Origin of the sequence: Affinundibacterium flavidum, assembly GCF_014284175.1 — a bacterium.
GTDB classification, from domain to species: domain Bacteria; phylum Pseudomonadota; class Gammaproteobacteria; order Burkholderiales; family Burkholderiaceae_D; genus Undibacterium; species Undibacterium flavidum.
Genome location: NZ_JACOGA010000014.1, coordinates 122,924 through 135,897, shown reverse-complemented (window position 1 = coordinate 135,897; position 12,974 = coordinate 122,924). Strand labels below are relative to the sequence as shown.

The 12,974-nt window shown below is 44.4% G+C and carries 11 protein-coding genes; all 11 read right to left on the bottom strand.

The window, feature by feature from the left end:
* Positions 1-25: 25 nt before the first annotated feature.
* A complete protein-coding gene (locus H8K55_RS15490; RefSeq protein ID WP_186942961.1) occupies positions 26-847 on the bottom strand; it encodes a MinD/ParA family ATP-binding protein in 822 nt (273 codons plus the stop codon).
* A complete protein-coding gene (flhF, locus tag H8K55_RS15485; RefSeq protein ID WP_186942960.1) occupies positions 840-2,108 on the bottom strand; it encodes a flagellar biosynthesis protein FlhF in 1,269 nt (422 codons plus the stop codon). Before flhF ends, H8K55_RS15490 begins: the two co-directional genes overlap by 8 nt.
* Entirely contained in the window at positions 2,105-4,204 is a 2,100-nt protein-coding gene (gene flhA, locus H8K55_RS15480; protein WP_186942959.1) for a flagellar biosynthesis protein FlhA, read from the bottom strand. Before flhA ends, flhF begins: the two co-directional genes overlap by 4 nt.
* Positions 4,201-5,355 (bottom strand): flagellar biosynthesis protein FlhB, encoded by a 1,155-nt coding sequence (flhB, locus tag H8K55_RS15475; protein ID WP_186942958.1) that lies wholly within the window; start codon positions 5,353-5,355, stop codon positions 4,201-4,203. Before flhB ends, flhA begins: the two co-directional genes overlap by 4 nt.
* A gap of 218 nt (positions 5,356-5,573) precedes the next feature.
* The gene (locus H8K55_RS15470) at positions 5,574-6,791 is read right to left on the bottom strand and encodes an EAL and HDOD domain-containing protein (protein ID WP_186942957.1); all 1,218 of its coding nucleotides are present in this window, start codon (positions 6,789-6,791) and stop codon (positions 5,574-5,576) included.
* A 383-nt stretch (positions 6,792-7,174) separates the two neighbouring features.
* A complete protein-coding gene (cheY, locus tag H8K55_RS15465; RefSeq protein ID WP_186942956.1) occupies positions 7,175-7,570 on the bottom strand; it encodes a chemotaxis response regulator CheY in 396 nt (131 codons plus the stop codon).
* Between the two features lie 98 nt (positions 7,571-7,668).
* A complete protein-coding gene (locus H8K55_RS15460; RefSeq protein WP_186942955.1) occupies positions 7,669-8,745 on the bottom strand; it encodes a protein-glutamate methylesterase/protein-glutamine glutaminase in 1,077 nt (358 codons plus the stop codon).
* Between the two features lie 67 nt (positions 8,746-8,812).
* Positions 8,813-9,421 carry a chemoreceptor glutamine deamidase CheD gene (gene cheD, locus H8K55_RS15455; RefSeq protein WP_186942954.1) on the bottom strand — a complete coding sequence of 203 codons (609 nt, stop codon included), beginning with the start codon at positions 9,419-9,421 and terminating at the stop codon, positions 8,813-8,815.
* A gap of 3 nt (positions 9,422-9,424) precedes the next feature.
* The gene (locus tag H8K55_RS15450) at positions 9,425-10,312 is read right to left on the bottom strand and encodes a CheR family methyltransferase (protein ID WP_186942953.1); all 888 of its coding nucleotides are present in this window, start codon (positions 10,310-10,312) and stop codon (positions 9,425-9,427) included.
* A 46-nt stretch (positions 10,313-10,358) separates the two neighbouring features.
* Positions 10,359-10,862 (bottom strand): chemotaxis protein CheW, encoded by a 504-nt coding sequence (locus tag H8K55_RS15445; protein ID WP_186942995.1) that lies wholly within the window; start codon positions 10,860-10,862, stop codon positions 10,359-10,361.
* A gap of 36 nt (positions 10,863-10,898) precedes the next feature.
* Complete coding sequence (gene cheA / locus H8K55_RS15440; RefSeq protein WP_186942952.1) at positions 10,899-12,950, bottom strand: chemotaxis protein CheA; 2,052 nt, start codon at positions 12,948-12,950, stop codon at positions 10,899-10,901.
* Positions 12,951-12,974: the final 24 nt, after the last annotated feature.

Below are 12,974 nucleotides of genomic sequence, written 5' to 3'. Positions count from 1 at the left end.
TTCCAATAAAGCATTTGAGGCAGATCTAAAAAGACATTGCTTCACATCGTAAACTCTGACTCGCCGTCGATACTAATTTTTCAGCCATCCGCACAAAAGCATTCGCTGCTTTCGAAAGGGGAAATGCATCAATGACGGTACGTCCTGATTCGGTCGCTCGCGTCAGATGAACATCTGCCGGTACTTCGCCCACAAACTTAATGTCAACAGCCAAATAGCGTCTGGCAGTCTTGGCTAGATTGGTGAATATCAGTTGCCCTTGCGCATGATCAACTCCGGAGACAACAATGCCATACGAGCGACGGCCAAAACGATTATTCAAGCGCTTAATCAATGCATAAGCATTCGTGATCGTCGTAGGATCAGCCGACACATGAATAATCAGTTCGCTATCTTCAAAGGAAGAAAGCAAGAACGTATCATCCGCATTTAACTCACAATCAACTACCACCAAATCAGAACGGCTGGCTGCCATGTCGAAAACCTTGGATAACTCTCGGTATCCAGCAGCTGGCAGACCCAAAGATTTTTGCATTCCATGAGCGACTTTGGTGATCGACAACCCCGGAGAAACCTGTTTAATCACAGAGTCCATTGTACGCTGTTGTCGTGCGACATCCAACAATGTCTGATCTGATTTCAAATTTAACCATGCACTTAGGCTAGAGCTTGATGATTTCGCATCAACCATCAAAGTATTTTTGCCTTGTCTCGCAAAACTCGCCGACAAATTAATTAACATGCCATTTCGCTCAGCGTCTGGCAGACAGGAAAGGAAAGTCAATACTTTGAGTTTTGGCATTTCCAACATGCGACGCAAACCTTCTGCTTGATCATAATTAACCAAAGAAGGCCTCCATTTTTCCCATGCCTGCATTATGCTCTGCAACCATGTTGGACATCAGTAAAGGCAATTCATCATTTTGAAATTTATACGCTGAAGTCTCACGTTTCAACTTAAATGCACGATCTACCAAGTATTGTTTGTTAGCGACATGCAAATCTTCTGGAACACGTTGTCCACTTGCCACATAATAAAGATTGAGTTTTTGTCGAATTGCGATATCTAATGCGCCCCCTATGGTCGCCGCCTCATCCAATTTAGTCAAAATACAACCGGACAATCCGCCGCCTTGATACGCACGCACTACCTCACTCAGGGTTTCGCCAGTCGATGTCGCGTTCAGACACAGCAAACGTTTTACATCAACACCTGAGCCCGACAGCATCGCCACTTGTTGCGTCACCATTTTATCGCGTTGACTTACGCCAACGGTATCAATCAAGACAGTATGCTTGTTCTTAAGCTCAGACAACGCGATCTTGAGATCAGCTTCATCCTTGACCGAATGCACCATGACGCCAAGAATTTTTCCGTAAATACGTAATTGCTCGTAACCACCAATACGATAGCCATCGGTCGTAATTAATGCCAGCTTAGATGGTCCATGACGCATGACACAACGTGCAGCGAGTTTCGCAGTCGTCGTCGTTTTGCCAACACCGGTGGGGCCGACCAAGGCATACACGCCGCCCTGCTCCAAAATCTCATTTTCATTACTAATCGCCGAGAGATTTCTAGTCATGATGGACTTAACCCAAGCAAGGCCCGCTTCCGCATCACTTACCTCTGGCATGTTTTCGATCAAGTGACGAGATAGGCTAGCGCTTAATCCAGTTGCCAGCATTTCGCGCATCACATCAGCCTTATGCGGTGATTTTTGCGAACTCGTGTGCCATGCCATTTCAGACATCTTGCCTTCTAACATGCCTCGCATTGAACGGATTTCATTCATCATCATCGTAATTTCAGCCTGACTAGGTGTAGGCTCTTCGCGCACAGGCGTTTCACGCATTGCTGTCTGCATAGGGGCTGCAGGCTCGATCGGTGATTTAGCATTTGGATTAAATTGCGTTTTGCCCGTCGATCCAAAATTTGAATCGACAGCGGGAGCAATCTCCTTAAGCGTCTGATCATTCATCGCCAAAATCTCGACCTGTCCATCGACATTACGATTTGATAGGATGACGGCATTCTCTCCCAGCATCGCCTTTACTTTTCTCAAGGCTTCTCGTGAGCTAGGTGCTATAAATTTCTTGACGTTCATAATTGCCCTCCAACTAGGCTAGTAACTCTTATTGTCTTATTCTCTGGCAGCTCCGCATGTGACAGTACCTTCACTTGTGGCAAGGTACGTCGCAAGAAGCGCGCCAATAATGCTCGCAATGGTCCCGGAACCAATAACACTGGCGTAATTCCAAGTTGCTGTTGATGTTGTGCGGCCGCTTCGGTTTGCAAAGCCAATGTGTCAGCGAGGCCCGGCTCCATACTTGCGCCGTCAGCGCCATGTCCCTGTAAGGTTTGCATGAGCAAACGTTCCAACTTGTTATCTAGAGTCATCACAGCTAACTCATTCCCACTTGGGAAAATCTGCTGCACAATGGCGCGACCTAAAGCGATCCTCACCTGAGCCGTCAATTCATTTGCATCTTGTATTTGCGGTGCATATTCGGTCAGCGTTTCGACTATCGTACGCATATCGCGGATATGGACGCCTTCCACCAACAAATTCTGCAAGACCTTCTGAATAATGGATAAGGACAATAGGCGCGGGGTCAAATCTTCAATTAGTTTTGGTGATTCTTTGCCCAAATGGTCTAACAATTGTTGAACTTCGTGACGCCCCAGCAACTCAGTCGCATTTGACGTGATCAGATGGTTAAGATGCGTTGCAATCACTGTGCCAGCATCAACAACCGTATATCCCATCGCCTGAGCTTGATCTCGCATATGGGACTCGATCCAGACAGCTGGTAAGCCGAACGCAGGATCAACTGTTGGAGCACCAGGTAAAGGCCCGGATACCATACCAGGATCAATCGCCAAGTATTGCCCCATGTTGGCATCACCGCTACCAATCTCAACGCCCTTCAACGCAATGCGATATGAACTCGGTTTTAATTCCAGATTGTCGCGAATATGTACCGGTGGGGATAAGAAACCAATATCCTGTGCAAATTTTTTGCGGATTCCTTTAATCCTGCGCAATAATTCTCCACCCTGATTTTTATCAACCAGTGGGATTAAACGGTAGCCAACTTCCAGGCCTAAAGTATCGACCGGCAAGATATCTTGCCATGTGGCTTCTTCCATCTCTGGTGCTGGCGGAATTGCAGTCGCTGCGGCTGCTGCCGCGGCAGCTTCTTTTGCCGGTGCTTCTGCAGCACGCTTTTTCAACATGTAACCCGCACCAGCTAAACTGCCTGCCAACAAAATAAAAGCCACGTGTGGCATTCCAGGAATAACGCCCATACCGCCGATAATAGAAGCGGTGATGTACATTACTTCCGGCTTAGCAAACAATTGATTGATGAATTGATTACCGATGTCTTGATCGCTGGCGACTCGAGACACCACAATACCCGCCGCAGTTGAAATAATCAGCGATGGAATTTGTGCGACAAGACCATCACCAATGGCTAACAAAGCATAAATTTTAGAGGCGGCAGAAAAATCCAGATCATGCTGCACCATACCAACGATTAATCCACCGACTACGTTGATGATCGTTACCATAATGCCCGCTACCGCATCACCCTTGACATACTTACTTGCACCGTCCATCGCGCCATAAAATTCAGCTTCTTGGGCAACTTCAGTACGACGACGACGAGCTTCGTCTTCTGCGATCAAACCAGCATTCAGATCTGCGTCGATCGCCATTTGTTTACCGGGCATCGCATCCAACGCAAAACGTGCACCAACCTCAGCAATACGGCCAGCACCTTTAGTAACAACCGTGAAGTTAATAATCGTCAAAATGACGAAGACGATGATACCGATCGCGTAATTCCCACCGATCAAAAAGTGTCCAAACGCTTCAATCACTTTACCTGCAGCGTCTGGCCCCGTATGTCCCTCAGTCAAGACAACCCGCGTAGATGCCACGTTTAAAGACAACCGCAGCATCGTACTGATCAACAATACCGTCGGAAAAACCATGAAATCTAACGGTCTCACTGTGTACAAACTGGTGAGCAAAACGATGATGGAAAGTGCGATATTGAAGCTAAAGAAGATGTCTAAAGCAAAAGCTGGCAGCGGCAAAATCATCATTGCCAGCATCATCACGATCAGGATAGGACCAGCTAAAGCCCTGCTTCCCATGCCTGTTAACCATGCTGGTAGCTTGAGCGAATTCATACATGTACTCCTGCATCTTTAGACAAGGGATCAAGACCTGTCGGAATTTGAATGTTTTTAGGTTCTACTGGTGGCAAGCCGCCAGATTTACGATACGTGCGTAATTGGAAAACATAAGCGAGAATTTCCGCCACTGCGGAATAGAGAGCTTCAGGAATTTCATCGCCCAACTCAGTATGCTTATACAGAGCACGCGCAAGTGGTGGCGCTTCCAGAATTGGCACATTGTTTTCTTTTGCTAATTCACGAATTTTTGCGGCAACAGCATCTGCCCCCTTCGCCACAACTCGCGGTGCGCCATTACTTCCATCCGCATACTTTAAGGCGATCGAAAAGTGGGTCGGGTTAGTCACAACAACATCAGCCGTAGGCACCTCAGACATCATGCGGCGACGCGCCATCTCTCTTTGTTGCTGACGAATTTTTGCTTTGATTTGTGGGTTACCGTTTGCTTCTTTTGACTCTTGCACGACCTCTTGGTGAGTCATTTTCAATTTGTCGGCATATGCCCACATTTGATATGGCGCATCAATCGCTGCGATCAATACTAGGCCACCGACAATCGCTAAAAAGCAGACGCCCAACATATGGCCTAAATGTGAACTAGCCTGATTTAACGGCTCATAGATCAAGCCGAAAATAGCATCCTTCTGGCGTGCTACCACCATCCAGGCAATTACTCCAACCAAGATCGTTTTCAGAATTGCCTTAACCAATTCAATCCCAGCTCTCGAAGAAATCAAATTCCCCATGCCTGCAATCGGATTCAAGCGCGAAAACTTAGGCTCCAAAGACTTGAAGCTAAACAACCAGCCACCTATCAACAATGGAGACCCAAGCGCAGCCAGCAACACCAAACCCACAATCGGCAAAAATGCCATCATCACGTCAATGACCGAATCTAAGACTTGCGCAGTCAAAAAATTGGCATCAAAGGCGGCACTTCGCTCAAACGACAAACCACGTGTGAAATTCTTAGCTAAATTATTGAACAGCGTTTCGCCGTAAAAATACAAGCCGCCACCAGCTGCCAACAACACGGTGCAAGTAGAAAGTTCTTTGGAACGGGGAACATCGCCCTCTTCTCTAGCTTTTTCAAGCCTTTGGGGCGACGCCGGTTCGGTCCGTTCTAATCCACTGTCTTCAGCCATCTCTTGTCCAATTAGATCGTCATCTAAATTAATTTCTCTAGGACAAATTATTCACGAAATTGGCGTGATGACATCGGATGAATAGAGTGGGAATCACCCCTCATTTCGAGGAAAACACAGGATTAAAATGGGAGGTGAAGATGTTCTGCTATCAAGAAAACAAAGGGCGCTTAAGATTAAGCGCCCTTTGAGCTTACAGAAAGATTTTGACAACGAATTTAGGCAGCAGAAGAAATATTTTTTGCCCAAACTAAAGCTGATAAGTGCGCTTTATTGACGTCGGTCGATGACACTTTCAAAGTCTCAGCTATGGAAGAGACCAACATACTATTGAGTTCACAGGCTTCTGCGAGTGCCAAGAATGGTCCATAAATACCACTTCTTGATACAAGTGCCTCAACTACAGCTTCAGGCAATTGAATAGTGGACAGAACTTCTTCCATTGGGATGCCTAACAATCTATCTAAGAGAGAGAACATACCGGCAACAAATAGATTTTCAGCATCGCTCTTAGACATAAATGGTTGTCCAAGAATTTCTGCAAATCGACCACGCACAATCGCTGTTTCCAAGAGGACAGGAGAGTTTCCACTAGTACTAGCAGTCGCCAATAATAAGGAAAGCCAACGATACATAGGGCTATATCCCAAAATAGTCACCGCATGTTTGAGTGACTGTACTTCGGTACGCAAACCAAAGCCTGCTGAATTGATATACCTTAACAATTTATACGCCAGCGCAGCGTCACGCTTTACTACTGTTTCCAATTGTTGAATATCCGCATTCTTACGGATCATCTCCATCAATTGCAAAATCGTCGTCTGCGTTGTATTCAAACCTTTTTGGGCAACATTTGGACGAGGCGTTAAATGGAGCTTGCCTACAAAGCTCGACAAACCTAATGCGGCGCAAGCATCAAAGTCTTGCCAATTACCAACATTACGCGCAACCATTTGCACATTTGATTGTTTCAATGCCGCATACATTTTTGCTTGTGCTGCCAAATTACTCGCATCCAACTGCACTTCAAAATGGGTGATCAGCGAGAAGAAAGAACGTTCTAATGCACTAATATCTGCATTTCTTAAACAAATACCGAATCCCAGAGTGCGCAATTCTTTGATCGTCTCAAGCGATGCAGCGTCCCCAAAATAGCGCTTTGAAAAAATCAAAACAGTATTCTTTGGTGACAATTGTCGCAATCCTTCTGCCTGCAACAAACCAGGTACAGCTTCGAGAAAAATCAGGCTATCGCCCAGCAAATAGCCCTTCTCTTCATCATTAAATCCAGTCGCCACAAACGACATTAGGGAACTCAAGGCAGCAACATCTGGTTCTGCAGATTTTGCATTGTTTTGCCAAGATAATTGAAATCCAATCACACGCTGTGATGGATCTAATAATGGTTCCCGAACGATGAACTTTACGTCACTCATAAAATATACTTACAATTTAATTGATTATCTAACTATTTACGCAATCACTAAAGCGATGAGTAGTTCCGCTGCCGACCTTTAAATTCATCATTGGAAACGACACTTCGAATAATCCGAAATTCAACTGTTGGCTTGTTGAGACCAATTTCCAAACATTTTTCAAATAAGCCTCAAACAATTTTCAAAAAACTCTCAAGTCAAACAGAATTCCTTCAAACAATCTCAACACCAATATCATGAATTACTATGGTATGAAGTCGATGTTTCTAAGGATTAGTGAACCATAGTACCGACGCAAAAAAACATCCCGAAACTGACATTAGAGAAAGAGACAAGCCAACACTTTTAGCTCGCCATACAAATCTCCGTATCTCACGCTAGAACTATGATGGCTTTCCTAATTTCTCAAAAATTTTCGATAACTTCTCATCTAATGTTGCTGCGGTAAATGGCTTAACGACATAACCATTTGCACCAGCCTGTGCTGCCGCGATAATGTTTTCTTTTTTCGCTTCAGCAGTCACCATCAATACAGGTAACTTCGCCAGCGCTGGATCAGCGCGAATATGTTGCAACATAGTCAAGCCATCCATATTCGGCATATTCCAATCTGAGATAACAAAATCAAAATCACCACTCTTTAATTTTGCTAAGCCGAGTGCACCGTCTTCTGCTTCGTCCACATTTGAATAGCCAAGTTCTTTCAACAAATTACGCACAATGCGACGCATCGTCGAAAAATCGTCAACTACTAAAAATTTGAGGTTCTGATCAGCCATAACTTACTCCATAAAATCACAAAGGGCGGTAATACATATTATCGGTTATATAAACTTCTTTTGGTACATCATTTACGTCCATTACCACATTTCATACGCTAAACCCGCAACGCGCGGCTGCCATGTTGATCTAAATATTGCAATACTCGGTGCGGCAACTCATTGAGTGGTGCAATATCATTAACGGCGCCAATCGCAATTGCCTCTCTTGGCATTCCAAATACTACACAACTGGCTTCGTCTTGGGCGAAATTAAATGCACCGGCATTTTTCATTTCAAGCATACCTTCAGCGCCATCTTTTCCCATTCCAGTCAAAATCACACCAACTGCATTCTTACCTGCAAATTTCGCTGCCGACCGGAACAAAACATCGACCGAAGGCCTGTGTCGATTGACAGGTGGGCCATCATTAATTTCGGTCACATAGTTTGCACCACTGCGGGCCAATAACAAATGAGAATGTCCAGGGGCAATATATGCATGTCCAGGCAAAATACGCTCACCACCCTCAGCCTCCGATACCGAAATTTTGCATAGTCCATCTAAACGTTTTGCAAAAGACTTGGTAAATCCTTCTGGCATATGTTGCGTGATGAGAATTCCAGGGCAGTCTGATGGCATTTGACTTAAAAAGTTCTTAATCGCTTCAGTTCCGCCAGTTGAGGCACCTACAATAATAAGTTTTTCACTACTGACGAGAGGATTTCTGACCGACGGCAATACAGACGGGGCATGAGTACCAGCGACTCCTGCAACATGCGATCTTGCTCGAATTTTAGCCTTTGAAGCCGCCCGTATTTTATCCGTAATAACATGGGCATATTCCAGCATTCCACTTTGAATCGAGAGCTTTGGCTTAGTTACAAAATCAACCGCCCCCAATTCCAGTGCGCGCATAGTAATTTCTGAGCCTCGCTCGGTCAATGACGACACCATAATTACAGGCATTGGTCGGAGTCGCATCAACTTTTCGAGAAAATCAAGCCCATCCATTTTTGGCATCTCTACATCCAAAGTCAACACGTCGGGATTGCATTGCTTAATTAATTCCCTAGCGACCAATGGATCCGGTGCAACACCAACGACTTCCATGTCACTTTGTTGTCGAATAATCTCGCTCAAGATACTTCGTATCAGCGCAGAATCATCAATAATTAATACCTTAATTTTCATTCTGCCCTCACCGTACACAATTCCCCACTATTGGAGAAATCTCGGTCTAATCATTTAATCAATCAAATCAAAACAAGTCGACATCGCCACCAACAGGTGCACTTTTCAATCGACTTGCGTAGTCGAGCTCGCGTTTTTTCAGTGTATCGTTATGTTCAACTTTAAGCTTCTTCACTAAGACTTTACCCGTACGCGGAAAAAAATAAACTTTGCGAGGATAAATGTCATTCAGATCCTCGGCGATGACTCTCATTCTCTCCATGCGCAAATAATCGAGTACAAATTTGGCATTTCTTTCACCAACGTTGATCGCGGTAAATCCACGCAACACATTGCCGCCACCAAAAACTTTTGCTTCCATATTCTCTCGACGTGCGCCCGCCTTCAATAGTTCATTGATCAGCACTTCCATCGCATAAGTTCCATATCGCATGGAAGCAGAGACTGGGTTATCCGAATTTTCACCACCGTCAGGCAGCATAAAATGGTTCATGCCACCGACGCCCGACACGCGGTCCCGAATACAAGCGGAAACGCATGATCCCAACACAGTCACAATCAACATGTCTTTGCCAGTGAAATAAAATTCACCTGGCAGGATCTTCGCCGCATCGCAGTCAAAAGTGCGATCGTAATAAACGTTGGTGGCAAAGTGTTCTTCACTAAACTGACTCATGGATCAACCTTTATTTAAGTCATAAGAATTCGATTTTTTACGCTTATCTTCTTGACTCGCCAACACATAAACTGTTTTACCACGCAACTTAAAATCATCAGAAACGTACAGAAAATTCTCCGAATGTCCTGCAAACAATAATCCATCTGATTTTAGTAAGGGAACAAACTTTTTCAAAATACTCGACTGCGTAGGTTTGTCGAAATAAATCATCACATTTCTACAAAAAATCGCATCAAATTCACCGCTAAGGCTCCAGCGATCCTCTAACAAATTGAGCGACTCAAAACTAATTAAGTTTCGCAATTCCGGTCGAACCAGAACAGAACCTTCGTTCTTCCCACGCCCTCTCAAAAAATATTTACGTACGATATCGTTTGGGAGTTTTTCAATTCTGTCAGCGTTATAAACACCTCTTGCCGCAACTGCTAAAACATTTGTATCGATATCGGTGGCAATAATTTCTAAGTTTGGCTTGATGGTTCCTAAAGCCTCGCAAATGCAAATCGCAATTGAATACGGTTCTTCTCCAGTCGAACTAGCAGAACACCACACTCTCAAGTGACCATTTTTTTTCTTGATATGCTCGGCCAAAATAGGGAAATGATGTTCCTCCCGAAAAAAAGAAGTTAAATTTGTGGTCAGCGCGTTAGTAAATGCCTCCCACTCACCGCTATTACTTTCGCGCTCCAACATATCGAGATAGGTTGAGAACGAATTTAAGCCAGTCGCTCTCAAGCGCCGTGCCAATCGACTGTAAACCATTTCTTGTTTACTATCAGATAAGGAAATTCCAGCACGTTGATAAATCAGACCACGCACACGATCAAAGTCCTTGTGATTAAACATAAACTCTTTTTCCCCTTCAGATCGATCCGCGGGCTTTGCCATTCGATATTCCTACTTTATTTGAACTGCATCTTCAATTAGCGTTGCTTTACTCAGCGTGATCCGTCAATCCCATCTCCGGACTTGACATCAACTTTTCAATATCGACCAAGATCAACATACGTTCCTCAAGCGTGCCCAAACCAATCAAGAAATCGTCATTAAAAGTTGTATTCATCTCTGGGGCTGGACGAACCTGCTCTGGCAGCAATGTCATCACATCGGAAACACTGTCTACAACCATGCCGACCACACGCGCCCCAATATTTAGAATAATAACCACGGTCAATTGATCGTAGGTAGGCGTTCCAAGATTAAATTTGATACGCATATCAACGATGGGAACAATAATCCCGCGAAGATTAATTACACCCTTCAGAAATTCAGGCGCATTGGCGATCCTAGTCACTGCTTCATAACCGCGAATTTCCTGCACTTTAAGAATATCAATTCCATATTCCTCGTTCCCAAGCGTAAACGCCAAAAATTCGTTGGTGGCAATTTCGCCGCCTTCAGCTTGCGTTTTTTTACTTAGGTTGTCAGTGTTTTGCATCATGATTTTTCCTCTTAAATCTTGTTAGCTCTGAATTTATTTAACCGAGCGCAACAACGCGGCCACGTCCAGAATAAATGACACGCCACCGTCGCCCAAAATCGTTGCTCCAGAAATCCCTGGTATTTTTCGATAATTTGATTCGATATTTTTCACGACAACTTGTTGTTGTCCGACCAAGTCATCGACAAATAATGCAGCCTTTTTACCATCGACTTCAACAATGACAGTAATACCGTCGGAAGGATCCGTATGCTTAGGGAGAATATTAAACGTTTCAAATAAGGGGATCAGTGGCAAATATTCTTGGCGAATTTTGATTACACGACCTTTGCCCTTAATTTCTTTAATATCCTCACGCTCTGGCTGTAGAGATTCCACCACAAAGCCTAGCGGCAATATGTAAATTTCCTCGCCTACCTTGATCGACATACCATCCAAAATAGCCAGCGTAAGCGGCAAGGAAATCGTAATTGTTGTACCAAAACCTTTTGCGGAGCGAATGTCGACGACACCACCCATCTGAGTAATATTTCGTTTAACCACATCCATCCCGACGCCACGACCAGATACATCTGTGACGACTTCTGCGGTCGAAAATCCTGGGGCAAATATAAGTTGCCAGACATCGGAATCAGACATTGAATCTGAAACTGTTAATCCATTTTGCTTTGCCTTGGACAAAATTCTTTCACGATTTAATCCGCCGCCATCATCACTTACTTCAATAACGATATTTCCACCTTGATGTACTGCTGAAAGCGATAATTTCCCGGCCTCACTTTTTCCACTTTCAAGGCGTGTGGATGGCATTTCTATGCCGTGGTCAATACTGTTACGTACCAAATGCGTTAGCGGGTCAACTATTCGTTCAATCAATCCTTTATCTAATTCTGTCGACGCACCGTAGGTAACGAATTCAACTTTCTTACCTAACTTGTTCGCCAAGTCTCGCACCATACGTGGAAATCTAGAAAACACGTAGTCCATGGGCATCATACGGATTGACATCACAGCTTCTTGCAAATCGCGCGTATTTCTCGTCAAGTGCGCGACACTGCTAAGCAAACGCTCGTTGGATACTGGATCAAGATCTTGGGTTCGTTGCGTCAACATCGCTTGCGTAATCACCAATTCGCCAATCAAATTGATAATTTGATCGACTTTTTCTATGCCTACACGAATCGTCGTTGACTCTTGATTTCCTGCGTGTTTTTCGACTTCTTTTTTCGGTGCTGACTTACCATTCTTACCGGACAAATCAGGCGCCCCAAGATCTTCAACTTCTGGCTTAGTCGTGGCAGAAACATCTTTCCCCTCAAGGGGTGGGAACATCGATTCTATTGGTTCAAAAAAGCCATAGCCCAACTCATCTTCACTTAAAGATTTTTGCGATCCAGAATCTGCAGGAACCTCTTCCCGGGCAATCTCCATTTTGTCGGCATCAACAATGAATGAACATACGGCAAAAATATCGTCTTCTGAACCATTCGTTTGCAATACGATTGAATCTTGTCCCTGAGGCGATTTTTCACTGTGGGCCTTGCCGAGCAAGCCTAATTCCGAATTGAGTACGCCCAAATCTGATGGGCGAACATCTTTAAAGCTGACTCTAAAACAATACTGATACTTCTCGTTGCTTTCACTTGCATTGCCAATCGGTGCCAAACTAATTGCTGGCGCAGCCTTGGGCGCAATTTCATCTTGCACAAATGATTGCAACAACATTCTGACATCGCCGACAGCATCGAGATCAACGACAGCACCCAAGCGATGCCCATCTAATTGCATCTTCAGAATATCTTTCGCAGCCAAGAATGCATCAACATGTTCTGCGGTTAGATGCATTTCCCCTTTGCGAATTTTGTCTAACAAAGATTCTAGAATATGCGTCACCTCAGTCATATCTGTGAGGCCAAATGTCGACGCACCGCCTTTGATTGAATGTGCGGCGCGAAAAATAGCATTCAAATCTTCTGGATCTGGAGAGGAAATATCAACACCTAGCAGCAACTTCTCTTTTTCAGCGAGAAGTTCTTCAGCCTCATCAAAAAAAACTTGAAAGAACTGACTCATGTCAATCGTCATTATTTCACCCCGTTTTTTACACGA